Origin of the sequence: Cellulomonas biazotea, from assembly GCF_004306155.1 — a bacterium.
Lineage (GTDB): Bacteria > Actinomycetota > Actinomycetes > Actinomycetales > Cellulomonadaceae > Cellulomonas > Cellulomonas biazotea.
Map to the genome: position 1 here is coordinate 1 of NZ_BIMR01000028.1, position 26,479 is coordinate 26,479.

Below are 26,479 nucleotides of genomic sequence, written 5' to 3' on the forward strand. Positions count from 1 at the left end.
CCGAGCGGGGCCGCGAGGTCCCCGCCTCCGAGGTCGCGGCCCGCTGGGGCCGGACCCGCGGCGACGACCTCGCGACGATCATCTACACCTCGGGCACGACCGGCCGGCCCAAGGGCGTCGAGCTCACGCACCGCAACTTCGTCGCACACACGCGCAACGGGGCTTCGGGGCTCGCCGAGGTCTGCGCGCAGCCGCACTCGCGCACGCTGCTGTTCATGCCGCTCGCGCACGTGTTCGCGCGCTACATCGAGGTGCTGTGCGTGCCGTCGGGCGCCGTCCTGGGGCACACGCCCGACACGCGCAACCTGCTCCCCGACCTCGCCGCGTTCCAGCCGACGTTCGTGCTCGCCGTGCCGCGCGTCTTCGAGAAGGTCTACAACTCGGCCGAGCAGAAGGCTGGCGGCGGCACCAAGCTGCGGCTGTTCCGGTGGGCCGCGAAGGTCGCGATCGCGTACTCGCGCGCGCTCGACACCGACGCCGGGCCGTCGGCCGCGCTGAGCGCGCAGCACCGCCTCGCGGGTCGGCTCGTGCACGTCAAGCTCCGCGCCGCGCTCGGCGGCCGTGCCGAGTGGGCCATCTCGGGCGGCGCGCCCCTCGGCGAGCGGCTCGGGCACTTCTACCGGGGCATCGGCGTGCGCGTGCTCGAGGGCTACGGCCTCACCGAGACGACCGCCCCGACGACCGTCAACCGGCCCGGGCTCACCAAGGTCGGCTCGGTCGGCCCCGCGTTCCCGGGTACGGCCGTGCGTGTCGACGACGACGGCGGCATCTGGATCTCCGGCCCGCACGTGTTCCGCGGCTACCGGCACGACGCCGAGGCGACCGCGGAGGCGCTCGTCGACGGCTGGTTCCGCACGGGGGACGTCGGCTCGCTCGACGCCGACGGGTACCTGCGCATCACGGGCCGCACCAAGGAGATCATCGTGACCGCGGGCGGCAAGAACGTCGCGCCCGCCGTCCTCGAGGACCGGCTGCGGGGCCACCCGATCGTCAGCCAGGTCGTCGTCGTCGGCGACCAGCGGCCGTTCATCGGCGCGCTGGTCACGCTCGATCCGGAGATGCTGCCGGGCTGGCTGTCCAACCACGGGCTGCCCGCGATGGACGCCGTCGCCGCCGGTCAGGACCCTCGCGTCCTGGAGGCGCTCGACCGTGCCGTCGAGCGCGCCAACGAGGCCGTGTCCCGCGCCGAGTCGATCCGCAAGATCCGCGTCCTGCCGACCGACCTCACCGAGGCGAACGGCTACCTCACGCCGTCGCTCAAGGTGAAGCGCGCGCTGGTCCTCAAGGACTTCGCCGCGGACGTCGACGCGCTGTACGTCGACACCCGCGCGGACCAGGCCGGCTGACCCGCCTCACGGGCACCTGCCGCACCCACGGCGCCGGGCGCGCCCCGGGAACGGCACGGGGCACCAGGCGCCCGGCCTCGTCAGACGACCGTGCGCAGGCGGCGCTGGTCGGCGGACTGCGTCGGCACCGACTCGCTCGGCGTCGACCCGTCGGACCAGCGCAGCACCGCGCCGATCCCGTCGACGAGCTCGGCGCTGCCGTCCTCCGCGAACGTCACCCCCGCGTCCTGACCGAGCGCGGCACGCAGCAGCGCGACCCCCGCGGGCAGCTTGCGGCGCGCATCGGCGGCCACGCCGAGCGAGTCGAGGTCGCCCGTCGACGTGCCGAGCTGCAGGGGCTCGGGGCCGACCCACAGCTCGCGGTCCGCGAGCCCCGACGACAGCGTCGACTCGTGCAGCACGAGCTCGTCGACCTGACCCCGGCGCAGCACCTCGATGACGTCGTCGAACGCGGTGACCGTCCCGCCGCCACGGCCCTGCCCCTCCCGGAACCGGGCGAGCACCGCCTCGCGACGCCGGGCGCGGACCGAGTCGAGCGCGTCGTCGACCTTGGCCTCGAAGGCGTCCTGCTTGACGCCCTCACCGCGGGCGCCGCCGGGCACCTCGACGAGCAGCGTCCGCACGTGCTGGTCGACGGCGTCCCGGACGAGCCCCACGGCGCGCACGTCGCCCGTGAGGATCACGAGGTCGGGCGCCTGCTCGGCGACGCGACGGTCGAGCACGGCGGCGACGGCCTCGGCGTTGCGCTGCCAGGAGTCCTCGGCACGGGTCTGCGACCGGCGCGACAGCGAGCCCTCGCGCGTCTTGTGCACGTCGTCGTGCCCGCCCTCGACGCTCTCCCGCTGCGGTCCCTGCTCGGGCCGGGCGCCGCCGCCCGTGGACCTGGTGAGGTCCGCGCCGTTGCGGTCGACCTCGACCAGCAGGTACGCGACGACCTCCTCCGCGGCGCGGACGGCGGGCAGCAGCGCCGGTGCCGGCCCGTGCACCGCGAGCGGCTGCGCGGGCGGCTCCGACAGCGCCCGGTCGACGCGCACACCCTCGGCGTCGGCGACGATGACGCGGCCGTGCGGTCCCTTGACCCCGGTGGGCACGGCGAACCGCTCGCCGATCTCGTCCAGGACGGCCGTCGAGGCGCCCTCACGCTCCAGGGTGCGGCGCACCGCCTTCCAGCGGTCGGCCGCCTCGGCCTCCCCCGCGACGTCCGCCCGCGTCACGTCCAGGTAGACGGTCGTGAACGGGGCAGGGCGCCCCAGCAGGGGCTTCAGCCAGTGCAGGTCCATGCAGCACCTCGCGAACGGGTCGACGGTCCCCGGCGACGCCGGGCACAGCGCCCCCGCGCGTCGAGCCGGAGCTGACCTTCCTACCCTCGTCCGGATGCCGTCGGACCGCCACCCCGGCGTCGGGACGGGGTCCGCGACGGTCAGCCCTGCTGCGCGCGCTCCGCGGCGCGGTCCTGGGCGATCTCCTCGTGGTGCCGGATGACCTCCTCGACGATGAACGCGAGGAACTTCTCCGCGAACACCGGGTCGAGGTCGGCCTGCTGCGCGAGGTCCCGCAGGCGGGCCACCTGCTGCTCCTCGCGGCCGGGGTCCGACGGGGGCAGTCCGCGCTCGGCCTTGAGGACGCCGACCTGCTGCGTCGCCTTGAACCGCTCCGCGAGCAGGTACACGAGCGCGGCGTCGATGTTGTCGATGCTGTGCCGCAGGCGCGCGAGGTCGGTCGGGATCGGGGCGGGCAGGTCGCTCACGCCCGCGATCCTAGGCGCACCGGGCCCGTCGCCGGGCGGGCGCCCGCGGCGGACGGCACTGGTGGCACGACTGGTGACCCGTGGCCGCACGACGCGACGGCGTGCCACGATGCTGGGGCAGAGCGCCGCGCGTCCGGAGGATTCGAGATGTCGTCGAGCACACCCGCACCCCCGACCACCGCCCCCGTGGCGGCCGCCGACGCGGGGCTCGACCCGCCCGCCCACGCCCGGACCGCCGACGACGTGCTCGCCGCGCTGGCGAGCGGCCGCGACGGGCTCACGGCCGACGAGGCGCGGCGGCGGCTCGACGTCACCGGGCCGAACCGGCTGCCCGAGCCCGCGCGTGCGCACCCCGTCGTGCGGTTCCTGCGGCACTTCGACGACATCCTCATCTACATCCTGCTCGCCGCCGCGGTCCTCAAAGCGTTCCTCGGGGACTGGGTCGACTTCACGGTCATCCTCGTCGTCGCCGTCGCGAACGCGGTCGTCGGCTTCCTGCAGGAGGGGCAGGCGGAGCGCGCGCTCGACGGCATCCGGACGATGCTGTCGCTCGAGGCCACGGTCCTGCGGGACGGGCACTGGGCGACGGTCGACGCCGACTCCCTCGTCCCGGGCGACGTCGTGCGTGTCCGCTCGGGCGACAAGGTGCCCGCCGACGGGCGGCTCGTCGACGCGACGAACCTCCAGGTCGACGAGTCGGCGCTCACGGGCGAGTCCGTGCCCGCCGCGAAGGACACGGCCGCCGTCGGGCTCGACGCCGGGGTCGGCGACCGCTCGAGCATGGTGTTCTCGGGCACGATCGTCGCCGCGGGCACGGCCGTCGTGGTCGTGACGTCGACGGGCGGGCGGACCGAGATCGGCCGCATCCAGGCCATGGTCGCGGAGGTCGACCACCTCGACACGCCCCTCAAGCAGCAGCTCGACCGCCTCGGCACGCTGCTGTCGCGCGGCATCCTCGTGATGGCCGCGCTCATGCTCGTCATCGGGCGCGTCATCCACGACTGGGCGCCGCCCGAGCTCATCTCGGCGGCCATCGGGTTCGCCGTCGCCGCCGTCCCCGAGGGGCTGCCCGCGCTCGTGACGATCACGCTCGCCCTCGGGGTCCAGCAGATGGCGCGCCGCAACGCGATCACCCGCAAGCTGCCCGCGGTCGAGGCGCTGGGGTCCGTGACGACGATCTGCTCCGACAAGACGGGCACGCTCACCAAGAACGAGATGACGGCGCGCACGGTCGTCACCGCCGACCGGACGTACGCGGTCGAGGGCCTCGGGTACGAGCCGACGGGTCGTGTGACGGCCGACGGCGTCGCGGCGTCCCTCGACGCGCACGGCGACCTGCGCGCCCTCGTCCGGGCCGCGGCGCTGTGCAACGACGCGCGGGTGGTCCCGGACGACGCCGGCCACTGGCGGGTCGTCGGTCAGCCGACGGAGGGGGCGCTGACGACGCTCGCGCTCAAGGCGGGCGCGGACGTCAGCACCGCGACCCGCCTCGCGACTGCGCCGTTCGAGTCGGCGAACAAGTTCTCCGCGACCCTCGACCGCCTGCCCGACGGCGAGGTCCGCGTGCACGTGCTGGGCGCTCCCGACCGCCTGCTCGACCGGGCGACCGCGCAGCGCGGCCCCGACGGCACCCCGGTCCCCCTCGACGCCGCCCGGTGGGAGGCCGCGGTCGACGAGCTCGGCGCGCAGGGCCTGCGGGTGCTCGCGGCCGCGTACCGGCCCGCCGACGCGACGACCACGTCGCTCGACCTCGACGACGTCGCGACGGGGCTCGTCCTGCTCGGCGTCGTCGGCATCGTCGACCCGCCCCGCCCGGAGGCCGTCGCCGCCATCGCCGAGTGCCACCGTGCGGGCATCGCCGTGAAGATGATCACGGGCGACCACGTCGGCACCGCGGTCGCCATCGCGCGCGAGCTCGGCATCGTCCGCCCCGGCGAGACGGTCGACGCGCTCACGGGCGCCGAGCTGGAGGCGATGAGCCAGGAGGAGCTGCGCACACGCGTCGAGGACGTCGACGTGTACGCGCGGACCAGCCCCGAGCACAAGATCCGCATCGTGCGGGCCCTGCAGTCGCACCGCGAGGTCGTCGCCATGACCGGCGACGGCGTCAACGACGCGCCCGCCCTCACCCGCGCCGACGTCGGCATCGCCATGGGGATCAAGGGCACCGAGGCGACCAAGGAGGCCGCCGAGATCGTCCTCGCCGACGACAACTTCGCGACCATCGAGCGGGCCGTCGAGGAAGGGCGGCGGATCTACGACAACATCCGCAAGTCCGTCGTCTTCCTGCTCCCGACGAACGGCGCCCAGTCGCTCGTCATCCTCGTCGCGGTGCTGTTCGGGCTGGCCCTGCCGCTGTCGCCCGTGCAGATCCTGTGGGTCAACCTCGTCACCGCCGTCACCCTCTCGCTGGCCCTCGCCTACGAGCCCGCCGAGACCGGGATCATGGACCGCCCGCCGCGCTCGCCGTCCGAGTCGGTCCTGTCGGGCCGCTCGCTCGTGCTGGTCGTCGCGGCGTCGCTGTTCATCGGCGGCGCGACGCTGGGCGTCTACCTCGCGGAGAAGGGCCTCGGAGCCTCGGACGGCGTCGCGCAGACCGGGGCGGTGGCGACCCTCGTGCTCGGGCAGGTCGCGTTCCTGTTCTGCTGCCGGTTCCTGCACCGGTCGAGCCTCACGCCCCGCGTGCTGCAGGGGAACCGCGTCGTGTGGCTCGCGGTCGGCGTGCTGCTGGCGCTGCAGCTCGTGTTCACGTACGCGCCGTTCATGCACGACTGGTTCGGCTCCGCGCCGATCGGCCCGCAGGACTGGGCGCTGTCCGCCGCCGCGGCCGTCGTCGTCCTGCTCCTCACCGAGGCCGTCAAGGCCGCAGGCCGCCGCCGCGCAGGTCGCACCGCACGAGCCGGGACCGCCGGGGTCGGCGCTCCGGTCGACGCAGGCGTCGCCGGACGCTGAACGGCCCCCACCCGCGGCAGCGGGCAGGGGCCGGACCGGTCGAGCAGGTGCTCAGGCGCTCTTCTCGCGCGGCGTGCGCTTGTCGCGCGGCGTCTCGCTCTCGCGCGGCACCAGCGTCGGGTTGACGTTCTCCAGCACGACCTCGCGCGTGATGACGACGCGGGCGACGTCGTCGCGGCTCGGCACCTCGAACATGACCTGCTGGAGGACCTCCTCCATGATCGCCCGCAGACCGCGCGCGCCCGTGCCGCGCAGCAGGGCCTGGTCGGCGATCGCGGCGACGGCCTCGTCCTCGAACTCGAGCTCGACGCCGTCGATCTGGAACATCCGCTGGTACTGCTTGACGAGCGCGTTGCGCGGCTCGGACAGGATCCGGACCAGCGCGCTCTGGTCGAGCCGCGACACGGCGGCCACGACGGGCAGACGCCCGATGAACTCGGGGATCAGGCCGTACTTCTGCAGGTCCTCGGGACGGACCTCGGAGAACAGGTCGCCCTCGTCGTGCGCCTCGAGCAGCGGGGCACCGAAGCCGACGACGCGCTTGCGGGCGCGCGCCGCGATGATGTCGTCCAGCCCGGAGAACGCGCCGGCCACGATGAACAGGACGTTCGTCGTGTCGATCTGGATGAACTCCTGGTGGGGGTGCTTGCGACCGCCCTGCGGGGGCACCGACGCGGTCGTGCCCTCGATGATCTTCAGCAGCGCCTGCTGCACGCCCTCGCCGGAGACGTCACGCGTGATCGACGGGTTCTCGCTCTTGCGGGCGATCTTGTCGATCTCGTCGATGTAGATGATCCCCTGCTCGGCCTTCTTGACGTCGTAGTCGGCGGCCTGGATGAGCTTGAGGAGGATGTTCTCGACGTCCTCGCCGACGTAGCCCGCCTCGGTGAGGGCCGTCGCGTCCGCGATCGCGAAGGGGACGTTGAGCATGCGGGCCAGCGTCTGCGCGAGGTACGTCTTGCCGGTGCCGGTCGGGCCGACGAGCAGGATGTTCGACTTCGCGATCTCGACGTGGTCGTCGGACGAGCGCCCGATCTCACCGGCCTGGACACGCTTGTAGTGGTTGTACACCGACACCGACAGCGCCCGCTTCGCGGACTCCTGCCCGATGATGTACTGCTCGAGGAAGTCGAAGATCTCCTTCGGCTTCGGCAGCTCGACCATGCCGACCTCGGTGGCCTCGGCGAGCTCCTCCTCGATGATCTCGTTGCACAGCTCGATGCACTCGTCGCAGATGTAGACGCCGGGGCCCGCGATGAGCTTCTTGACCTGCTTCTGGGACTTCCCGCAGAACGAGCACTTGAGGAGATCGGCCCCGTCCCCGATACGAGCCACGCGTGTCCCCTTCCTCGGTGTCCGCCCTCCGCCCGGTGGGCGGTGCGTCGTCCCCGTCAACCCCCTCGGGGGTGACGTCCCCCCATTGCACACCACGGCGGCCCCGATGTCAGCCGAACCTCGCCGTGGCGTCCGGCGTGTCCCCCGGTCGGCCGTCCGGTATGTCCGGAACGGAGGACGTGGGTCCCGCCTGCGCGGGCGCCGCCGGACCGTGTCGGCCCGGCGGCGCCCCAGCGCTCGTGCTGCCGGCTCAGGCCGTCGGCTGGACGACCGTCGGCTGCACGCCCTTGCGGCTCGCGAGCACCTGGTCGACGATCCCGTACTCCTGCGCCTGCTGCGCCGTGAGGATCTTGTCCCGCTCGATGTCCTTGCGGACCAGGTCCAGGTCGCGGCCCGTGTGGTGCGCGAGCGTCGCCTCGAGCCACTCCCGCATGCGGATGAGCTCGTTCGCGTGGATCTCGATGTCGGACGCCTGCGCGTAGCCGCCGCCCTCCATCGCGGGCTGGTGGATCAGCACGCGCGCGTTCGGCAGCGCCAGGCGCTTGCCCGGCGAGCCCGCCGCGAGCAGCACCGCCGCCGCCGACGCCGCCTGCCCGAGGCAGACCGTGACGAGCTGCGGCTTGATGTACTGCATCGTGTCGTAGATCGCCGTCAGGGCCGTGAACGAGCCGCCGGGCGAGTTGATGTAGAGCGTGATGTCACGGTCCGGGTCCGTGCTCTCCAGCACGAGCAGCTGGGCCATGACGTCGTCCGCGGACGCGTCGTCGACCTGCACGCCGAGGAAGATGATCCGGTCCTCGAACAGCTTGGTGTACGGGTCCTGACGCTTGAAGCCGTAGGCCGTGCGCTCCTCGAACTGGGGCAGCACGTACCGGCCGCCCGGGCTCTGGGGTGCGAGCCCGCCCGGACCGGCGAGCCGGCCCGCACGGGCGATGAACTGGGACTCGAAGCTCACGAGTGTCTCCTCAGGGTCGCGGAAGGGTCGTCGGTGGGCCGGGCGCCGCTCAGGCGGTGCCGCCGCCGCCCGCGACGGACCCGGCCGTCTCGACGACGTGGTCGATGAAGCCGTACTCGAGGGCCTCGGGTGCGGTGAACCAGCGGTCGCGGTCCGCGTCGGAGTTGATCTGCTCCACGCTCTTGCCGGTCTGCTCGGCCGTCAGCTCGGCGAGCACCGTCTTCATGTGGAGGATCAGCTGCGCGTTGATGCGGACGTCGGTCGCCGTGCCGCCGATGCCGCCCGAGGGCTGGTGCATCATGACGCGGGCGTGCGGGGTCGCGTAGCGCTTGCCCTTGGCGCCCGAGGAGAGCAGGAACTGCCCCATCGACGCGGCCATGCCCATCGCGATCGTCGCGACGTCGGGCTGGATGTACTGCATGGTGTCGTAGATCGCCATGCCCGCGGTGATCGAGCCACCCGGCGAGTTGATGTACAGCCAGATGTCCTTGTCCGGGTCCTCGGCGGCCAGGAGCATCATCTGCGCGCAGATGGCGTTCGCGTTCTCGTCGCGCACCTCGGAGCCCAGCCAGATGATGCGCTCGCGCAGCAGTCGGTTGTAGATGTGGTCGTTGAGGCCGAGACCCGGGGAGTCTGCCCGGGCCATCGCCGGCACCTGCACGTTCACGAAGGCTCCTTCGTCTGGCGGTCGCGTCCTGGGACGCACGGTCCTGCTGGTCGTGCGGCACGGTCCGGGCGGGCCCTCGACGTCTGCCGACGGACGAGGTGTCCGGCCGTGCGCTGCAGCGACCCTAACGCGCAGCGCTGCCCCCTCATGTCGTCGCGGCCGGGGGTTTCGCTGACGGCGCACCGACCGACGACGAGGGCCCCGCACCGACGAGCGGTACGGGGCCCTGCGACGTGCTGGGGGGCCGGGGTCAGGCCTTGGCGTCCTCGACCTCGACGGGCGCGTCGGCGACGGCCGAGATGTCCGTCGCGGCGTCCGCCGCGGCCTTCTCGATGGCCTCGGCGGCGGCGTCGTCCTCGTCCGAGCCGATGTACTCGGACAGGTCGACGGCCGCACCGGCACCGTCGGTGACGTTGACGCGGCGCAGCGCGACGGCCAGGGCCTTCGAGCGCGCGACCTCGGCCACCATCGCGGGGATCTGGCCCTGCTGGTCGACGGTCTGGATGAACGTGTTCGGGTCCATGCCGTACTGGCGCGACGCGCTCACCAGGTAGTCGAGCAGCTCCTGCTGGCTGATCTTGATCTCGAGCTGCTCGGCGAGCGTGTCGAGCAGGATCTGGTTGCGCAGCGCCGTGGTGGCCTGCTCGCCGACCTCGGCACGGTGCTCGTCGTCCTCCAGGCGGCCCTCGCCCTCGAGGTGGCGGTGCACCTCGGCGTCGACGACACCCTGCGGGACGGGGATCTCGGTGCCCTCGAGCAGCTGCTCGAGCAGCAGGTCGCGGGCCTGCACGGCCTGGTTCGACGCCTTGATGCGGCCGGCCTGCTCGCGCAGGTCCGCCGTCAGCTCCTCGAGCGTGTCGAACTCGGACGCGAGCTGCGCGAAGTCGTCGTCGGCGTCGGGGAGCTGGCGCTCCTTGACCGTCGTCGCGGTGACCGACACCTGCGCCTGCTCGCCCGCACGCTCGCCGCCGGCCAGCGCCGTCTCGAACGTCGTGGACTCGCCGGCCGACAGGCCCGTGAGCGCCTCGTCGAGGCCCTCGAGCATGTTGCCCGAGCCGATCTGGTAGGAGACGCCGGAGACGGTGTCGACCTCCTCGCCGTCGATCGACGCCGTGAGGTCCAGGACCACGAAGTCGCCCTCGGCGGCCGGGCGGTCGACGCCGACCAGCGTGCCGAAGCGCTCGCGCAGCGCGTCCAGGCGGCCCTGCACGTCCTCGTCGGCGACCTCGACGTCGTCGACCGTGACGGTCAGGCCGTCCAGCGCGGGGACGGTGATCTCGGGGCGGACCTCGACCTCGGCCGTGAAGTGCAGCTCGCCGGCGTCCTCGCCCGCGACCAGGCCGGGGACCTTGGTGACCTCGACCTCGGGCTGGCCGAGCGGGCGCAGCTTGTTCTCGCGGACGGCCTCGGCGTAGAAGCCGGACAGGCCCTCGTTGACGGCGTGCTCGATGACCGCGGGACGGCCGACGCGCTGGTCGATGATGCGCGGGGGCACCTTGCCCTTGCGGAAGCCCGGCACGTTCACCTGCTCGGCGATGTGCTGGTAGGCGTGGTCGATGCTCGGCTTGAGCTCGTCGTAGGTCACCTCGACGGTCAGCTTGACCTTGGTCGGGTCCAGGGTCTCGACGGCGCTCTTCACTTCGATGGTCTCCAACTGATCGGGTGGGTACCGGCGAGTGCGGCGCCGGACGGTGGGGGCTGCGCGGCCGGTCTCGGCGTGCGCAGGCGACCCTCGATGGTACGCCACCACGACTGGCGACCGCCAAAGCCGCCCGGGCACGACCGGCGCCCGGGCGGGCTTCGCTCCCCCGCACCGGTCAGGCGGCGACGGCCTCGCTGCCGGCGCTCGTCCCGGCGAGCTCCTCCACGACCTCGACGACCCGCGCCACCGCGTCGTACCCGGCGTACTCCTGGGCCACCTCGCGCGCGCGACGCGCGAACGACGGGTTGTCGAGCACCCGGCGCACGCCGTCGGCGACGGCCCGGCTCGTCGTCGCGTCGGTTGTCGGGTCGGTCTCCATCGCCACGCCGACGCCCGACCATGCGACGCGTGCCCCGACCTCCGCCTTGTCCTCCGTGCGCCCCGCGACGACGAGCGGCACGCCTGCCGCGAGGGCCTGCTGCACGCCGCCGAACCCGCCGTTCGTCACCATGACGTCGACCATCGGCAGCAGGTGCTCGAACGGCACGAACCGCGCCGCGCGCACGTGGTCCGCCGGGTGCGGCAGGACGTCCTGGGGCTCGGCCGTGCCCGTCGTGACGACGACGAGCGCCTCGCCGTCGGACAGCGCCTCGATCGCCGGGAACAGCAGCCGCTCGGGGTCCGTCGCGACCGTGCCCTGCGTGACGAGCACCACGGGGCGACCCGCCGCGCGGGCCGCGACCACGTCGCCCCACCACGCCGGCGGCTCGAACAGGTCGACGCCGTGCGGCAGGACCGCCCCGACGATCTCGACGTTGCCCGGCAGGTCGCTGCGCGGGTACTCCATCGACGGCACCGACAGGTGCAGCACGCGCGTCGCGAACGTCGGCATCCAGTCCATGAAGAAGCCGTCGGGCCGCGGCACGCCCACCTCGTCGACCAGCCGCAGCGCGGCGCGCTGCGCGTCCCGGAACACCACGCGCTTGATGACGGCGTCGAGGACCCGGTACCGCAGCGCCTGCAGCCCGGTGCGCGGCGGCTGCAGGCCCGTGCCGAACGGCGCCGTGTCCCGGCTGGACACCGGCAGCGGCGTCACCGTGACCTGCACCGACGGCAGGTCGTGCCGGCGCGCCAGCAGGGCGCCCGCGACGGACGTCGTGTCCAGGACGACCACGTCGGGCCGCCCCTGCGCGACGACCGCCTCGAGGTCCTGCAGGTACCCCGGGACCGGCCCGAGGAAGTGCTGCGTCACGTCCCACTGCAGCCGCTTCACACCCGGCTCGGGGGCACCGTGCTCGCGTGCCCAGTCGTCGAGCGTCGCGTCGTCCAGGTCGCGGCCGTGGACCACCGGGGCGACCGTCGCGCCCGCCGCGGCGACGGCCGGCGCGAACTTCGTCCCGGTGTAGACGACGACGTCGTGCCCGGCGTCGGCCAGCGCCCGCACGAGGGGCAGCGCGGGCCGCACGTGGCCGGTGATGGGGGTCAGGGCGAACAGGATCCTGCTCATGGTCGGTGCTCCGGGGTGCGTCAGGTGCCGGGAGGTCCGGCCTGAGAACTCAGGGGCACCCGGGCCGCGCCCAGATACCCACGAACCGGACACGTGACCGGATCGGGCGACGTGCGAGGCCGACAGCGGACCCGTGACGCAGGTCGGGCCCGGGGGGCGTCAGGCGCGACCGCGCACGCACCACGCCGTCGCGGCGACGTCGAACGGCGGCTCCCCGAGCGCGGCCGCGCACCGGGCCCGGAGCTCCTCCCGTCCGCCCGCGCCGAGCCCGGCGACGTGCTCCCCCGCCGGACCGACACCGAGCGTGAACGGCTCCCACCAGTCGTCGAACGACGCGAAGGCCAACGAGACGGTCAGCTCACCGTCCTCGACGCACTCCACCCCCGCTGCCGCGAACAGCGCCGCGAGGTGCCCGCGGCGGACGCCCGCCAGTCGGTCCTCACCCGCGAGCCCCGGCGACAGCGCACGCGCCGCACGCCAGAACGTCGTCAGCGGGCCGCGGTCACGGTGGTCCCAGACGCAGGCGCCGACCGTCCCGCCCGGCCGCGTCACGCGTCGCATCTCCCGCACGCCCGCCACCGGGTCGGTCATGAAGTGGACGACGAGCTGCGCGGCGACGACGTCGAACCCGGCGTCGCCGAACGGGAGGTCCTCGGCGACCCCCCGGCGCACGTCCACGCCCGGGCAGCGGTCCGCCACCGCGGCGACGAAGGCCGGCGTCGGGTCCACGGCCGCGACCCGGTCCGCGCCGACGCGGCCGATGAGGCGGGCCGTCAGCGCGCCGGGACCGCTGCCGACGTCGAGGACCCGGTCCGTCGGCCGCACGCCGAGCGCGTCGACGAAGAGGTCCGCCAGCGGCCCGGAGAAGCGCCCCATGAACCGGTCGTAGGCGGCAGCACCGGCGTCGAAGCCCATCCGTCGACGCTAGCGCGGCCGGCCGGCCGGTCGGTCGGGATGGCGGGATTCGAACCCACGACCTTCCGCTCCCAAAGCGGACGCGCTACCAACCTGCGCCACATCCCGTGCGCACACCCGCGGCGGGCCCGGGGGCCGGAGCGGGTGCACGATCCGCTCCCGTGCACCCGGTACCCTGGGTGCCGCGGTCCGGCCTGCCGGACCTGTGCGGACGTAGCTCAATGGTAGAGCCCCAGTCTTCCAAACTGGCTACGCGGGTTCGATTCCCGTCGTCCGCTCTTCTTCTTCCTGTCCTGCGGGTTCGGTCCGGCTCGGCTCCGGTGCGCGATGGCGTCGGCGGCACGTGGCTCCTACGCTCCGACCGTGGACGCCGTGGACGCCGTGGACGCCGTCGCCCTGCTCGAGGTCGCCGAGGACGCGGGAGCGCGCGCGCGACGGCAGGAGGCCGCCGCGTTCCGCGAGGTCGAGGCGCGCTACCCGCAGGTGCGGGAGGCGCTCGACCGGCAGCTCGAGGCGGGGCAGCCGGCGGCGGGCTTCCGCCTGGCGTCGGCGCTGGTGCCGTTCTGGATCTCGACCGCGCGGATCGACGACGGCGACGCGTGGTTCGACCGTGCGCTCGGGACGACCTCCGGCGTCGACGCGGGGCGCGCCCGGGCGCTCTACGACCACGGCTACCTCGTCTTCTGGGCGGGTCGGTACGACGTGTCGCAGGCCCGGTTCACCGAGGCCATGGCCGCCGCGGAGGCGCTCGGCGACGGCTCGCTCCAGGGTCTCGTCCTCGCCGGCTCGGCCCGGGTGGCGCTGAGCACGGACGTCGCGGAGGCCGTGCGGCTGCTGCGGCAGGCCCTGGTCGTGACCGAGGACCTCGACGACGGCGACCCGGGGCGGTCCAGCAGCCTGCACGTGCTCGGCGTGGCGCTGCAGATGTCCGGCGACCTCGAGGGCGCGCGCGAGGTGATGTCGGCACGGCTGGCGACGGGTCGCGCGTCGGGCGACCCGTCGATCGTGTGGGTGGAGTCGGCGAACCTCAGCATGGTCGAGCGCCGCCTGGGCCACCTCGAACGGGCCGAGGAGCTCAGCCGGCTGGCGCTGCAGGTCGTCGCCGTGCGGGGGGACGAGATGCCGGTCGCCTGGGTCGTCAACGGCCTTGCCGCAGCCACGGCTGCGTCGGGCCGCACCGAGCGGGCGGCGACCCTGCTGGGGTTCGCGGCCGCGATGCTCGAGCGCGCGGGCGGCGCGTGGCCCCCCGACGAGCGCGAGCAGCACGAGGAGACGCTGGCGGGGGTGCGGGCCGTGCTGCATCCCGACGTGCTCGACGCGGCGCTCGCCCGCGGCGCCGGGCTCTCGGCCGAGGACGGCGTGGCGTACGCCCTGCACGGCTGACCGGGCCCCAGGCCTGCGCGGACCGGGCGCACCACGGGACGTCGTCGCGCGTGACGGCGCGTCCTACCCGGTGGCGTCCTGTGCTGCGGCGACCTCCCGCCGCGCGACGAGCAGGTGGTGCGGGTGCACGCGGCCGGCGTCGAGCCGGCGCAGCTCGACCGTCAGGCCCAGGTCGCGGAGCCAGGCCGCCATGGTCTGCGGGTCGACGAAGTCGAACTCCGACCCCTCGGTGATCCGCAGGACCTTGACGGACAGGGTCTCCTGGATGGTGTTCCAGCGGACCTTCCAGCGCGGCTGCGTGCCCATCTCCTTGACGACCACGCTGCCGCCGGGCGCGAGGGACCGGACGGCCTCGGCGAGCAGGCGGCGCTGGTCGTCGGCGCCGAGCAGGTAGAGCACGTCGACGAAGACGACGGCGTCCCACGGCCCGGCGGGCACGGCGCCGTCGGGTGCGACGCGGAGCTCGAGGCGTCCGACGCCCTGCACGGCGTCGTGGACGGCGGCGATCTTGTCGCCGTCGATGTCGACCCCGAGGACGTCGCGGCCGGGCTCGGCGAGGGCGGCGTAGGCGCTGAACAGGCCGTGGCCGCAGCCGATCTCCAGCACCCGGCCCGCGCGGGGCAGTGCGGCGGCGATCGGCGGGAACGGGGCGCTGAACCAGCGGATCGCCACGTGCGCGCGGACCGCGAGCGGCGTAGGACGGTAGAGCCGCAGCGCGCGCCTGCCGGCGGCGTCGGGGCGGCGGCGTGCTCGGGCGGTCATGCGGCACTCCCGGAGGCGGGGTGCGCGCCCAGCGCGGTGAAGCCGCCGAGGGTGTAGCCGGCGGCGTCGACCGCGGCGCGCACCGACGGGTCGACGAGCATCGCGAGCTCGTCCGCCCACCGGTAGTCCCAGGTGAAGCGGTGCAGGTCCGGGTCGGGCTCCACGGCGGGGTGGCAGTTGATCTCGAGCGACGCGGCACCTCGTCGCGCGGCGTCCGCGAGGGCGCGCCCGAACCTGGCGGCGTCCAGGCGACCGGCCTCGTCGAGTCCCGCGTAGTCCTGCGGCGACCGCAGGCCGGCGCGGCGGACGGTGCCGTCGAGCCGGCGCCCCAGGAGCCGCACGCCGACACCGACCGGGCCGCGGGACGCGCTGCGGGGCACGCGCACCGCCGGGACGCCCGCCGCGACGGCGAGCTCCGCGACGACGGTGCCGACCGTCGGCCACAGGTGGGTGTGCTGGTGGGTGTCGACGTGCGTGACCGGCACCCCGACGCCCCGCACCCGCTCGAGCTGCGCGCGCAGCTCGCGGCGCACGTCGTCGGGGTCGATCCGGCCGGCCAGACCGCGCCGCACGACCGTGCGGTAGCTCAGCGGGAAGGCACCTCGCGCGTCGACGAGCGTCGGGATCTCCCGCGGGGACAGCAGCGGCGGGTCCTCCCCGACGAGCGCGAGGTGCGCGCCGAGCTCGAGGCCCGGCAGGTCGCGGAGCATCGCGGCGGCGTCGTCGAACGCACGGCCCACGGCGAGCAGCGACGTCGCGGTGACGACGCCCTGCTCGTAGCCGCGCCGGACCGCGGCGTTCACGCCGACGGTGAGCCCGAGGTCGTCGGCGGTGACGACCAGCAGCCGGCTCACGGACGGTGCCCGGCGCCGACCACGGGCGCGACCCGCTTGAGCTCGCCGCGCAGCCGCACCATCTCGCCGAGCATCGCCCGGATGACACCGAACGACGACAGCGTCGAGACGCCGCGGCTGCGGGGGAAGTAGTCGACGCCGATCTGCAGGATCTGGAAGCCCGACCGCTGCGCGCGGATCACGAGCTCGGCGTCGACGAACGAGCCCTCGCTCTTGAGCTCCACGTGGTCGAGCACGCGGCGCCGGCACACCTTGAACGCGAAGTTGATGTCACGCAGCCGGGTCCCGAACATGAGCTGCACGAGCCAGTTGTAGAGGAACGAGTAGACGGCCCGCCGCGGCCCCTCGCCCGTGCGGTCGAGGCGGTACGCGCTGATGACGTCGGCCTCGTAGGTGTCGAGCACGCGCAGCGCCCGGACCAGCTCGGCCATCTCGAACGGCAGGTCGGCGTCGGTGTAGAGGACGACGTCGCCGGTGGCGGCCGCGAACCCGCTCTTCATCGAGCCGCCGAGCTTGCGGTTGTGCGGGTGGTGCACGACGCGCACGTGCGGGTCCTCGGCGGCGAGCGCGTCGGCGAGCTGCGGGGTCGCGTCGGTCGACGCGTCGTCGACGACGATGATCTCGTAGTCGAGGACCTGGCCGATCCGCACGAGGTCGAGGCACACGGTGCGCGCGGCGCCGACGGCGCGCTCGATGTACTCCTCCTCGTTCCACATCGGGAAGAAGATCGAGAGCTTCTCGAACACCTCGGGGACGTGCGACGTCATGAGACTGGAACCGTTCGGCCGAAGAGACAGGTCAGGACCAGGAGCAGCGCGGCGCACACGACGAGCACCGCGACCCTGATCCACCGGTGCCGCACACCCGCGAGGAAGTCCCCCGCCGCCGCCATCACCGGGAAGGCCACCAGGACGTAGCGTCCCGTGCCCATGAAGTCCTTGGTACCCACCAGCGGGATGAGCAGCACGACCGCGGCGAACGCGGCGTAGCCCCACCCGAAGCGGCGCCACACGCGGCGCAGGAGGAGGACCGCGCACAGGCACGCGAGCGCCTGCAGGGTCAGCAGGGCCGCGACACCGCGGTCCCCGGTCAGCAGCGTCCCCAGGTAGACGATCTTGAACCACGTCCGGGGGCCGACGCCCTGGTCCCACCCCGGTGCGGACTCGACCTCGATCCACGCCAGCGGGTTCCCGAACGCCACGCCGAGGTACACGCACCACGCGACGAGGCCGAGCACGGAGGCGAGGACGCCGACGTGCCGGACCCGGACGTCACGGACGGCGGCGACGACGTCGCGCCACCCGGTCGGCGACGCGGGGGCGTCCGGGTCGACGCGCGCGCGCCGGTCCTGCGCGAGCAGCTCGAGCGTGCGCACCACCAGGCCGACGACGACGGCCGTCCCGACGGGGCGCCCCGCGGTCGCGAGCGCCCCGACCAGGCCGGCGGCGAGGTACCACCGCCGCTCGAGCAGCAGGAACGCGCCGATCGCGCACAGCAGGAACAGGGAGTCGGCGTACATCGCGCCGTAGAGGAAGAACGAGTACGGGTAGAGCAGCACGACGGCGATCGCGAGGAGGGCGCTCGTGCGCGGGAGACGGGACCACACCCACCGGGCGAACAGCAGGACGGACGCGAGGCCCGCGAGCACGCCGAGCAGCGACCCGGCGACCTGGAAGTCGCCCAGGACGCCCCCGAGGGCCCGCACCCCGAGCGGGTACACCGGGAAGAACGCGATGGACGACTGGGCGCCCGGCTCGTAGGAGTACCCGTCGGTCGCGATCTGGTGGTACCAGCCGGCGTCGCCCTGGAACCAGCCGTCGAGCCACGTCGGGCCTTGGAGGAACCACACCGGCAGCCGCCGGGAGGTCCGCGCCAGCAGGAACGACAGGAGCACCGCGACGGCCACGAAGGCGCCGGCGACCGCGAGCCACGGCAGGCGGCCGGTGTCACGGGCGACCCGCGGTCCCGTGCCTGCCCCGACCTGGGTGTCGACCCCGCGCACCCGTTCCCCCTGAGCTCGTCCCGCACGTCCTGCACGTCCGCGAGGAGCATAGGGTTTCCCCGGTGCACCGACGCCGCGAACCCGCAGGTCGGCACGAGGAGGTTTCGTGGAGGGACTCGCCCTGGCCTGCGTCGCGGCGGCGGCCGTGTGCTCCGGCACCGCCGTCGTCCTGCAGGCCGTCGCCGCACGACGGGTCCCGGACGGAGACCACCTCGACCTGACCCTCGTGGCAGGTCTGGCCAGGAGCCCGCTCTACGTCGCGGCCCTCGTCCTCGTGGCGGTCGGGTTCGCGCTGTCGTTCGTCGCGCTGCGCACGCTGCCCCTGTTCGCCGTCCAGGCGGGCCGCGCGTCGAGCGTCGCCGTCGCGGCCGTGCTGTCGGCCGTCGTGCTCGGCGCACGGCTCCGCGGCCGCGACTGGCTCGGGCTCGCGGGGCTGGGCGCAGGGCTCGTCGTGCTGGCGCTCACGGTGGCGCCGCAGACCGTCGCGACGCTCTCGACGGGCGCCCGGGTCGTCGTCGTCGTCGCGACGCTGGCGATCGGCGCGCTCGCGGCCACGGTCGGCCTCGGGGAGCCGACGCCACGGAGCGGGCTCGTGCTCGCAGCCCTGTCGGGCGCGGCGTTCGGCGTCCTCGCGCTCGGCGCGCACACCGTCCAGGTGGACGGCCTCGCCACGGTGCTGACGGACCCGGTGGCCTGGTGCGCCGCGGTGTGCGGCGGCCTCGCGCTCGTGGTGTCGGCGCTCGCGCTGCGCCGCGCGGCAGTCGTCCCGGTGACCGCGCTGATGGTCGGCGTCGAGACGGTCGTCGGCGCAGGCCTGGGCATCGCCCTCGCGGGCGACCGGCCCGCCGCCGGCACCGGCCCGGCGTCCGTGGCCGCGTTCGCGCTCGTCCTGACGGGCGCCGTCGTCGTGGCCCGCTTCGGGGCCCCGAGCTCGGTCGAGGACGCGACGGCCGTGCGAGCCTAGGCTCGTCGGGCGGACGCCGGGGGTGGCGTCGCGCTCCGGTGGGCGGCCGACCAGGCCTCCCAGGCGCTGGCGACGATCTCCTCGGCGCTCCGGGTCGCGGCCCAGCCGAGGTCGTCGCGGATGCGGTCGACGGACGCGACGACGCTCGCCGGGTCGCCCTGCCGCCGTGGCGCGGCGACGGGGGACGCGTCGAGCCCGGTCGCCTCGCCGAGGTGCGCGAGCATCTCGAGGACCGACGACCCGCGGCCGGTGCCGACGTTGTACGCGTCCCGCAGCGGCGCGCCGGACTCCAGCCCGTCGAGGGCCGCCACGTGCGCCTCGGCGAGGTCCTCGACGTGCACGTAGTCGCGCACGCAGCTGCCGTCCGGGGTCGGGTAGTCGGTGCCGAACACCTGGGGACGCTCGCCACGGGCCAGGCCCGCGAGCGCGCGCGTCACGAGGTTGTGCTCTCCCGCGTCGCCGAGGTCGGCGGAGGCCGCGCCCGCGACGTTGAAGTAGCGCAGCGCGACCGCGCGCACGGCGCCCGACCTCGCGACGTCCCGCACGAGCTGCTCGCCGGCCTGCTTCGTCCAGCCGTACGGGCTCAGGGGACGCAGCGCGTCGTCCTCGCCGACGGGCGACCCGTCGGGGCAGCCGTACACGGCCGCGGACGAGGAGAAGACGACGGTGCCGACGCGTGCCGCGCGCACCGCCCGCAGCACGTGCACGAGGCCGCCGACGTTCTGCCGCGCGTACCAGACGGGACGGGCGACCGACTCGTCGACCCGCTTGCGCGCCGCGAGGTGGACGACCGCGGTGACGCCGTGCCGTCGGCACGCCGCCGCGAGCGGCTCGACGCTCGACGCCTCCGCGAGGTCCACCCGCACGAGCGGCGTCCCTGCCACGCGGTCGGCGGAGCCGGTGCTGAGGTCGTCGGCGACGAGCACCTCGCGCCCGGCCCGCCGCAGCAGGCGCACGACGTGCGCGCCGATGTACCCGGCCCCCCCTGTCACCAGCACGTTCACGGCGTGGAGACTAGCGCGCCCTGGTCGCCGGCGGACCGGATCCGGCTCCCGTCGGGTCACCGCGTGGCAGGGTGGCGCCATGGCGACCTTCCGCACGGTCCTGATCCGGTCCGGACCGAACAACGTCGGGATCGACGTCGCGGAGGACGTCGTGCTCGGCCTCGGCGGGGGCCGGCGCCCGCCGGTGGTCGTCACGCTCAACGGGTACACGTACCGGTCGACGGTCGCCCCGATGGGTGGCCGCTACCTGGTGCCGGTGTCGGCCGCGGTCCGCGCGGCGGCGCGCGTGGCGGGCGACGAGGAGCACGAGGTGACGCTGGTGCTCGACGACCAGCCGCGCACGGTCGAGGTGCCCGAGGACCTCGCGGCGGCGCTCGACGCCGCCGGTGCGCGGGCCGCGTTCGACGGGCTCGCGCCGTCGCACCGCAAGGAGCACGTGCGCAGCGTCGTGGAGGCGAAGCAGCCGGCGACGCGCGAGCGCCGGATCCAGGCGGTCGTCGCCACGCTCTCCTGACGGGCCGCCGGCGCGACGGCGCCGAGACCGCGCTCGGTGGGTGCGGCAGTCAGCGGCCCGTGACGGTGCGGGCCGCGAGCGCGCGGTCCACCGCCGCCCGGACGGTGGCGAGCAGGTCGGCACGGTCGACCGCGTGCGGTCCGGCCGCGGCCGGGGTGCGGGGACGGCGGTCGTCCGCGGGGGCGTCGGGCGCGGCGTCGGCAGCGCCGTGCACGAGGTCCGCGGTGGCGTGGTCGCCCAGGGCGTCGAGCAGGTCCGCGAGGTTGCGCAGCGTCGCCCACAGGTGGGTCCAGTTGCCCGTCCGCGCGAAGTCGTCGACGACGTCGCGGTAGCCCGTGAGGGCCTCGCGCACGCGCCCCGCGTCGGTCAGGACCGTGAGCAGTCCGACGGTCGCGACGCCGACGACGAAGGTCGCGCCGGAGGTCCGCGAGAGCCGCACCGCCTCGACGTAGTGCGCCTCCGCGTCGCCCACCGCGCCGGCCAGGTGGTCGATCTCCCCGGCGACGTAGGCGTGCCACGCGCGCATCGTCGGCGACACGGCGGCGGCCCGGCCGCGGTCGAGCAGGCCCCGCGCCGTGGGCAGGTCCCCCGCGTAGGCGGTGGCGACCGCGGCGATGCCGAGGCTCTCGCGGGGCACCGGCAGCAGGTCCGCGGCGGCGAGGGCGTGGCCCGCGGAGTCCGCGAACGTGCCGCGGGCGAGCTCGACGACGGCGAGGGGCAGCAGGCACGACCACGCGTCCTCGGCGTCGCGCGCGACCGCGAGGCCGCTCCGCGCGAGGTCGTCCGCCCGGGCCAGGTCGCCGCCGTGGTACGCGGCCTCGGCCGCCGCGCCCAGGACGCCCGCGGCCCACGGCGACGCCCCGAGCGCCGGGTCGTCCGCGAGCTCCAGGGCCCACCCGCGCAGCTCGACCAGGTCCCGGTAGCCGATCGCCTCGAACAGCGGGACGACGACCGCGGCGGCGGCGTCGACGTCACCCGACGTCCGCGCGAGCCGGAACGCCGCCCGCAGGTTGCGCAGCTCGCGGCGCAGCGTCGCGTCGGCCTCCGGCTCGTGCTCCGACGCCATCGCGGCGGCGAGGTGGGCCGCGAGGCCGGTCGCCCACGCCACGAGGTGCCGCTCGGCGGTGTCCCGCTCGCCCGCGGCGGCCAGCGCGTCGAGCGCGTACGCGCGCACCGTCTCGAGCAGCCGGTAGCGCGTCCCGTCGCCGAGCTCCGCCTGCACGACGGACGCGTCGACCAGCCGCGCCAGCGCCGTCCCCGGGTCGCCTGTGACGCCGACGGCTCGTGCGAGGTGCTCGGCGGCGACGAGGTCGAGCCCGTCGGGGAAGACGGCGAGGTGCCGCAGCAGCCGTCGCTCGTCGGCGGACAGCAGGTCGTCGGACCACGCGATGGTGCGGCGCAGGGTGCGGTGCCGCGCGTCGACGGTCGGACGGCCGTCGCCGAGCAAGTCGAGCGCGCGGTCGAGCCGGTCGCGCAGGTCGGCGAGCGCGAACGTCGACAGCCGGCCCGCGGCGAGCTCGATGGCGAGCGGGATGCCGTCGAGCGCGCGCACGACGTCCGCGACGACGGCGAGGTCCGCGTCCGACGACACGACGCCGGGCCGGACGCGCGCGGCCCGGTCGAGGAACAGCGCGACCGACGGCACCTGCGCGAGGTCGCGCCCGCCGGCGTCGACGGCGGGGACGGCGAGCGGCACGAGGCGCCAGGTGCGCTCGGCGGCCAGACCGAGCGGCTCCCGGCTCGTCACGAGCACGGTGAGCCGCGGGCACGACGCGAGCAGCGCCGCGACGGTGTCGCGCACCGCGTCGAGCAGGTGCTCGGCGTTGTCGACGACGAGCAGCAGGTCGCGGTCGCCGACGAGGGCCGCGCACGCGCCGAGCACGTCGCCGCGCGCGACCGCCAGGTGCAGGGCGTCGGCCAGCGCGTGCACGACGGCCCGGGGGTCGGTGACGGCCGCGAGCAGGAGGACCGTGGCGTCGGCACCGCCCGACGCCGCGAGCGCGAGGCGCGTCTTGCCGACTCCCCCGGGTCCGACCACGGTGACGAGCCGGTCCTGCGCGAGGGCGTGCCGCAGCCCGTCCACCTCCGCGGCCCGCCCGACGAGGCGGGACCCCGCCGGGTCCATCGGGCGCGGTACGGCGGCGCTGCCCGCCCCGCCCGCGACCTGGCGCTCGAGCGCACCGAGCGCGGGCGTGGGGTCGAGGCCCGTCTCCTCCGCGAGGCGGTGCCGGAACTCGCGGGCGAGCCGGAGCGCGTCGGGTGCGCGGCCGGTCGCGGCGAGCACGCGGACGTGCAGCAGGGTCGCGGTCTCGCGCAGCGGGTCGTCGGCGGCGGACGCCGCGGACAGCCCGACGACCTCGTCGGCTCGGCCGGAGTCGAGCGCCGCGCCGACCAGGGCGTCGACGACCTCCTGCCGGAGCCGCGCGCACTCCCGCGCCGCCGCCGCGACCGGCGGGACGTCGTCCAGGTCGGCGAGCACCGGGCCGCGCCAGAGGCCCTCCGCCGTGCGCAGCAGCGCGAACGCCTCCGTCGGGTCCGCGACGCCGCGGGCGGTGCGCAGCAGCGCGCGGGCCCAGCCGACGTCCACGTGCTCGTCACCGATGTCGAGGCGGTAGCCGTCGGGCCGGGTCACGAGCCGACCGGCCGCCGGACCGAGGTGGCCGCGCAGCCGCGACACGTGGGAGTGCAGCGCCTGCCGGCCGGACGCGGGAGCGGCGTCGGGCCACAGCGCGTCGACCAGCGCGTCGACGGTCACGGTCCGCCCGCCCGCGAGCGCGAGCAGCACGAGCACCGCACGCCGCCTGCCACCGGGGACCGCCACGACGTCGCCGTCGACCTCGACCCGCAGCGGGCCGAGGACGTCGACGCGCACCACCGGCAGCGCACCGTCCGCGACCATCCGCCACCTCCCGGGGACAGCATGCCCGCACCCCGCCCGTCGGCGACGTGCCACGGACGCGCGACGCCCGCGCCAGCCGCGTGCCAGCCGCGTGCCAGGGCGTGCCACCGCCGTGCCAGCGCCGCTCTCGACGCTGGCAGCACGACCACCCCGGTACGGGCGGTCGACCCGGCCGGCGCGACGCGCGCCGGGACACCCGACGACATCCAGGAGACGTCCCACATGGACCAGCAGAAGGTCATGGAGTTCCTCGGTCGGTTCACCGCCGACCTCGCCGCCACGGGTGCGGCCGGCGGCGTGGCGATCGGCCACCGCCTCGGCCTGTACCGCGCGCTCGCGCAGGGGCCGGCGACGCCGGACGACCTCGCGGCGCGCACGGGTTGCCACGCCCGCTACCTCACCGAGTGGCTGCGGGGGCAGGCGGCCGGCGGCTACGTCGCGTACGACCCGGCCACGACCGCGTTCCACCTGACGCCCGAGCAGGCGTTCTGCCTCGCCGACCCGGCGGGTCCCGACCTGCCGGCGGCGTCGGTCGCCGTCCTCGGCTACCTGCGGGCCGAGCCGCGCCTCGCGGAGGCGTTCCGCACGGGCGCCGGGATCGGCTGGCACGAGCACGACGAGGACGTGCACGTCGGCACCGACGCGTTCTACAGCGCCGGCTACGTCGCGGAGCTCGTGCCGAGCTGGATCCCCGCGCTCGACGGCGTCGTCGACCGGCTCGTTGCGGGCGCGCGGGTCGCCGACGTCGGCTGCGGTCTCGGCTCGTCGACCGTCCTCATGGCGCAGGCGTTCCCCGCCTCCACGTTCGTCGGCTCCGACTACCACACGGGGTCGGTCGACCTGGCGCGCAAGCGGGCCGCGGAGGCCGGCGTCGCCGACCGCGTGGGCTTCGAGGTCGCGGCGGCGCAGTCGTTCGCCGGCGGGCCGTTCGACCTGGTGACGATGTTCGACTGCCTGCACGACATGGGCGACCCGGTGGGTGCCGCGCGGCGCGTCCGCGAGCAGCTCGCGCCCGACGGCACGTGGCTGCTCGTCGAGCCGGCCGCGGCGGACCGCGTGGAGGACACCTTCACGACCGTCGGGCGGCTGTTCTACGCGGGCTCGACGTTCCTGTGCGTGCCGAACGCGCTGTCGCAGGACGGCGGGCACGCGCTCGGGGCGCAGGCGGGCGAGGCCGCCGTCCGGGCCGTCGTGCAGGAGGCGGGGTTCACCCGGTTCCGCCGCGCGGTCTCGACGCCGTTCAACGCGGTCTACGAGATCCGCCCCTGACCCACCGCACCGCGGTCGGCGCCCGTGGGTCGGCGCCCCTGACCTGGGGGCGCCGACCGGCGGGCGGCCGACCGCCCCGACCCCGGAGGCCGTCGTGGACCTTCCTGTCGCCGCCGGCACCGTCGCCGGCGCGCTGTTCGCCGTGAGCGCGCTGCCCATGCTCGCGAAGGCGTGGCGGACGCGGGACGTGAGCTCGTACAGCGTCGGCAACCTCGTGCTCGCGAACGTCGGCAACGTCGTCTACACCGCCTACGTGCTCGACCTTCCGGCCGGCCCGGTGTGGGCGCTGCACGGGTTCTACACGGTGACCTCGGCGTTCATGCTGCTCTGGTACGTCGTGACCGGTCGACGGCGGCCGCTGGGCGGCCCGACCTCGGCGCTACAGGACCAGGCTCAGCAGCAGCACGAACACCAGCGCCGTGACGGACAGGACGGTCTCCATGAGCGACCACGTCCGGAACGTCTGCCCGACGGTCATCCGGAAGTACTCCTTGACCAGCCAGAACCCGGCGTCGTTGACGTGGCTGAGGAAGACCGACCCGGCGCCGATGGCGAGGACGAGCAGCGCGACGTGGCTCGCGCTGAGGTCGGCGGCGAGCGGCGCGACGATCCCGGCGGCGGTGATCGTGGCGACGGTCGCCGACCCGGTCGCGACGCGGATGAGGACGGCGACGAGCCAGCCCGCGAGCAGCGGCGAGATCGCGGAGTCGGCGAGCCCGGAGGCGATGACGTCACCCACGCCGGAGTCGATGAGGGTGGCCTTGAATCCCCCGCCCGCGGCGACGATGAGCAGGATCGACGCGATGGGCGCGAACGAGCGGTCGACGAGCGAGCTCACCTGCTGCCGGGTCTGCCCGAGCGCGGTGCCGAGGGCGACGAGCCCGACGAGCGAGGTCACGAGCAGCGCGACGAGCGGCGTCCCGAGGAACACGAGCGCCTGCCCGACGGGGGTGCCGTCGGCGCCCGCGGCCTCGACGACGGTCCGGGCGAGCATGAGGACGACGGGCAGCAGGACGACGGTCAGCGCGGTCGCGAACGACGGTCGCCGCGCGTCCTCGTCGCGCTCCGCCTCGCCGAGGAACCGCTCGGGCGCCTCGACGGGCACCCACCGGGCCATCGGCCGGGCGAGCAGCGGGCCGCTGATCGCGACGGTGGGGACGGCGACGAGCAGGCCCAGGCCGAGGGTGAGGCCGAGGTTGGCGCCGAGCGCGTCGATCGCGATGAGCGGCCCGGGGTGCGGCGGCACGAGCCCGTGCAGCGCGGACAGGCCGGCCAGCGCGGGGATCCCGACGAGGATCAGCGGGACGCGGGACCGGCGGGCGACGAGCATGACGACGGGGATGAGCAGGACGACCCCGACCTCGAAGAACAGCGGGATCCCGATGACGAACGCGATGAGCGCCATCGCCCACGGCAGCCGCTGCACGGGCGTGCGGGCGAGGATCGTGTCGACGATCTCGTCGGCTCCCCCGCTGTCGACGAGCAGCTTGCCGATGATCGCGCCGAGCGCGATGAGCAGGCCGACGCCCGCGACGGTCTCGCCGACGCCCTTGACGAAGCTCGTGAACGCGTCGGGGTAGGCGATGCCCGCGACCACGGCGAGCACGCCGGAGCCGATGGTGAGCGCGAGGAACGCGTGCAGCTTGAGGCCGACGATGAGGCCGACGATGACGGCGATGCCGACGACGGCCGCGACGATCAGGCGGACGTCGCTCACGCCCTCCGGTGCGGCGGTGACCAGTGCGTGGACCACGGCGGCTGC

At 75.0% G+C, this 26,479-nt stretch carries 21 protein-coding genes and 2 tRNA genes; 7 read left to right on the plus strand and 16 right to left on the minus strand.

What is annotated here, in order from left to right; translation table 11 throughout:
* A partial coding sequence (locus CBZ_RS02870) for an AMP-dependent synthetase/ligase (RefSeq protein WP_130780099.1) occupies positions 1 to 1,346 on the plus strand: 1,346 nt, incomplete at its 5' end.
* A gap of 80 nt (positions 1,347 to 1,426) precedes the next feature.
* Here the strand turns inward: CBZ_RS02870 and CBZ_RS02875 are convergent.
* The gene (locus tag CBZ_RS02875) at positions 1,427 to 2,626 is read right to left on the minus strand and encodes a baeRF2 domain-containing protein (RefSeq protein ID WP_130780100.1); all 1,200 of its coding nucleotides are present in this window, start codon (positions 2,624 to 2,626) and stop codon (positions 1,427 to 1,429) included.
* Positions 2,627 to 2,766: 140 nt separating this feature from the next.
* On the minus strand, positions 2,767 to 3,093 hold the full coding sequence (locus CBZ_RS02880; protein WP_130780101.1) for a chorismate mutase: 327 nt from the start codon (positions 3,091 to 3,093) through the stop codon (positions 2,767 to 2,769).
* A 147-nt stretch (positions 3,094 to 3,240) separates the two neighbouring features.
* Between CBZ_RS02880 and CBZ_RS02885 the strand changes: the two genes are divergently transcribed.
* The gene (locus tag CBZ_RS02885; RefSeq protein ID WP_130780102.1) at positions 3,241 to 6,045 is read left to right on the plus strand and encodes a cation-translocating P-type ATPase; all 2,805 of its coding nucleotides are present in this window, start codon (positions 3,241 to 3,243) and stop codon (positions 6,043 to 6,045) included.
* Between the two features lie 51 nt (positions 6,046 to 6,096).
* Here the strand turns inward: CBZ_RS02885 and clpX are convergent, their stop codons facing one another.
* The 7 genes from clpX to CBZ_RS02920 form a co-directional block, all read right to left on the minus strand.
* Positions 6,097 to 7,380 (minus strand): ATP-dependent Clp protease ATP-binding subunit ClpX, encoded by a 1,284-nt coding sequence (gene clpX / locus CBZ_RS02890; RefSeq protein ID WP_130780103.1) that lies wholly within the window; start codon positions 7,378 to 7,380, stop codon positions 6,097 to 6,099.
* 250 nt (positions 7,381 to 7,630) lie between these two features.
* Positions 7,631 to 8,335, minus strand: a complete 705-nt coding sequence (locus CBZ_RS02895) for an ATP-dependent Clp protease proteolytic subunit (RefSeq protein WP_130780104.1) — start codon at positions 8,333 to 8,335, stop codon at positions 7,631 to 7,633.
* A gap of 49 nt (positions 8,336 to 8,384) precedes the next feature.
* Positions 8,385 to 9,002: an ATP-dependent Clp protease proteolytic subunit gene (locus CBZ_RS02900; RefSeq protein WP_373862136.1), complete on the minus strand. Its 618-nt coding sequence runs from the start codon at positions 9,000 to 9,002 to the stop codon at positions 8,385 to 8,387.
* Positions 9,003 to 9,252: 250 nt separating this feature from the next.
* Positions 9,253 to 10,641: a trigger factor gene (gene tig, locus CBZ_RS02905; RefSeq protein ID WP_130780127.1), complete on the minus strand. Its 1,389-nt coding sequence runs from the start codon at positions 10,639 to 10,641 to the stop codon at positions 9,253 to 9,255.
* Positions 10,642 to 10,819: 178 nt separating this feature from the next.
* Positions 10,820 to 12,151, minus strand: coding sequence for a glycosyltransferase (locus CBZ_RS02910; protein ID WP_130780105.1), 1,332 nt, complete (start codon positions 12,149 to 12,151; stop codon positions 10,820 to 10,822).
* Positions 12,152 to 12,310: 159 nt separating this feature from the next.
* Positions 12,311 to 13,066, minus strand: a complete 756-nt coding sequence (locus CBZ_RS02915) for a class I SAM-dependent methyltransferase (RefSeq protein ID WP_130780106.1) — start codon at positions 13,064 to 13,066, stop codon at positions 12,311 to 12,313.
* Positions 13,067 to 13,100: 34 nt separating this feature from the next.
* A tRNA-Pro gene (locus CBZ_RS02920) sits at positions 13,101 to 13,174 on the minus strand.
* A gap of 99 nt (positions 13,175 to 13,273) precedes the next feature.
* On the opposite strand from CBZ_RS02920, the gene CBZ_RS02925 reads away from it, so the two are divergent.
* Positions 13,274 to 13,344, plus strand: a tRNA-Gly gene (locus CBZ_RS02925).
* 85 nt (positions 13,345 to 13,429) lie between these two features.
* Positions 13,430 to 14,449, plus strand: coding sequence for a hypothetical protein (locus CBZ_RS02930; protein WP_130780107.1), 1,020 nt, complete (start codon positions 13,430 to 13,432; stop codon positions 14,447 to 14,449).
* A 63-nt stretch (positions 14,450 to 14,512) separates the two neighbouring features.
* On the opposite strand, the gene CBZ_RS02935 is transcribed toward CBZ_RS02930, so the two are convergent.
* The 4 genes from CBZ_RS02935 to CBZ_RS02950 are packed head-to-tail and all read right to left on the minus strand — an operon-like array spanning position 14,513 to position 18,067.
* Positions 14,513 to 15,211: a class I SAM-dependent methyltransferase gene (locus CBZ_RS02935; protein ID WP_130780108.1), complete on the minus strand. Its 699-nt coding sequence runs from the start codon at positions 15,209 to 15,211 to the stop codon at positions 14,513 to 14,515.
* A complete protein-coding gene (locus CBZ_RS02940) occupies positions 15,208 to 16,065 on the minus strand; it encodes a ChbG/HpnK family deacetylase (protein WP_130780109.1) in 858 nt (285 codons plus the stop codon). Before CBZ_RS02940 ends, CBZ_RS02935 begins: the two co-directional genes overlap by 4 nt.
* Positions 16,062 to 16,832 carry a glycosyltransferase family 2 protein gene (locus CBZ_RS02945; RefSeq protein WP_130780110.1) on the minus strand — a complete coding sequence of 257 codons (771 nt, stop codon included), beginning with the start codon at positions 16,830 to 16,832 and terminating at the stop codon, positions 16,062 to 16,064. Before CBZ_RS02945 ends, CBZ_RS02940 begins: the two co-directional genes overlap by 4 nt.
* Positions 16,829 to 18,067, minus strand: coding sequence for a putative hexosyltransferase (locus CBZ_RS02950; protein ID WP_130780111.1), 1,239 nt, complete (start codon positions 18,065 to 18,067; stop codon positions 16,829 to 16,831). The genes CBZ_RS02945 and CBZ_RS02950 overlap by 4 nt, the downstream gene beginning before the upstream one ends.
* A 106-nt stretch (positions 18,068 to 18,173) precedes the next feature.
* On the opposite strand from CBZ_RS02950, the gene CBZ_RS02955 reads away from it, so the two are divergent.
* Positions 18,174 to 19,031: a hypothetical protein gene (locus CBZ_RS02955; protein ID WP_130780112.1), complete on the plus strand. Its 858-nt coding sequence runs from the start codon at positions 18,174 to 18,176 to the stop codon at positions 19,029 to 19,031.
* On the opposite strand, the gene galE is transcribed toward CBZ_RS02955, so the two are convergent.
* A complete protein-coding gene (gene galE, locus CBZ_RS02960) occupies positions 19,028 to 20,035 on the minus strand; it encodes a UDP-glucose 4-epimerase GalE (RefSeq protein WP_130780113.1) in 1,008 nt (335 codons plus the stop codon). The two genes, CBZ_RS02955 and galE, sit on opposite strands and share 4 nt — an antisense overlap.
* Before the next feature lie 79 nt (positions 20,036 to 20,114).
* Here galE and CBZ_RS02965 point away from each other — a divergent pair, with 79 nt between their 5' ends.
* A complete protein-coding gene (locus tag CBZ_RS02965) occupies positions 20,115 to 20,549 on the plus strand; it encodes a YdeI/OmpD-associated family protein (RefSeq protein ID WP_130780114.1) in 435 nt (144 codons plus the stop codon).
* A gap of 49 nt (positions 20,550 to 20,598) precedes the next feature.
* Here CBZ_RS02965 and CBZ_RS02970 read toward each other — a convergent pair whose 3' ends face one another.
* Positions 20,599 to 23,448, minus strand: coding sequence for an AfsR/SARP family transcriptional regulator (locus CBZ_RS02970; protein ID WP_130780115.1), 2,850 nt, complete (start codon positions 23,446 to 23,448; stop codon positions 20,599 to 20,601).
* 222 nt (positions 23,449 to 23,670) lie between these two features.
* On the opposite strand from CBZ_RS02970, the gene CBZ_RS02975 reads away from it, so the two are divergent.
* The gene (locus tag CBZ_RS02975; RefSeq protein WP_130780116.1) at positions 23,671 to 24,717 is read left to right on the plus strand and encodes a class I SAM-dependent methyltransferase; all 1,047 of its coding nucleotides are present in this window, start codon (positions 23,671 to 23,673) and stop codon (positions 24,715 to 24,717) included.
* A gap of 379 nt (positions 24,718 to 25,096) precedes the next feature.
* Here the strand turns inward: CBZ_RS02975 and CBZ_RS02985 are convergent, their stop codons facing one another.
* Positions 25,097 to 26,470, minus strand: coding sequence for a GntP family permease (locus tag CBZ_RS02985; RefSeq protein WP_130780117.1), 1,374 nt, complete (start codon positions 26,468 to 26,470; stop codon positions 25,097 to 25,099).
* Positions 26,471 to 26,479 lie beyond the last annotated feature (9 nt).

Coding starts and splice junctions, on each gene's coding strand:
- CBZ_RS02910 (WP_130780105.1), bottom strand. CDS start 12,151: ATGAGCAGGATCCTGTTCGCCCTGACCCCCATCACCGGCCACGTGCGG.
- CBZ_RS02915 (WP_130780106.1), bottom strand. CDS start 13,066: ATGGGCTTCGACGCCGGTGCTGCCGCCTACGACCGGTTCATGGGGCGC.
- CBZ_RS02875 (WP_130780100.1), bottom strand. CDS start 2,626: ATGGACCTGCACTGGCTGAAGCCCCTGCTGGGGCGCCCTGCCCCGTTC.
- CBZ_RS02970 (WP_130780115.1), bottom strand. CDS start 23,448: ATGGTCGCGGACGGTGCGCTGCCGGTGGTGCGCGTCGACGTCCTCGGC.
- CBZ_RS02945 (WP_130780110.1), bottom strand. CDS start 16,832: ATGACGTCGCACGTCCCCGAGGTGTTCGAGAAGCTCTCGATCTTCTTC.
- CBZ_RS02965 (WP_130780114.1), top strand. CDS start 20,115: ATGGCGACCTTCCGCACGGTCCTGATCCGGTCCGGACCGAACAACGTC.
- CBZ_RS02885 (WP_130780102.1), top strand. CDS start 3,241: ATGTCGTCGAGCACACCCGCACCCCCGACCACCGCCCCCGTGGCGGCC.
- CBZ_RS02975 (WP_130780116.1), top strand. CDS start 23,671: ATGGACCAGCAGAAGGTCATGGAGTTCCTCGGTCGGTTCACCGCCGAC.
- CBZ_RS02935 (WP_130780108.1), bottom strand. CDS start 15,211: ATGACCGCCCGAGCACGCCGCCGCCCCGACGCCGCCGGCAGGCGCGCG.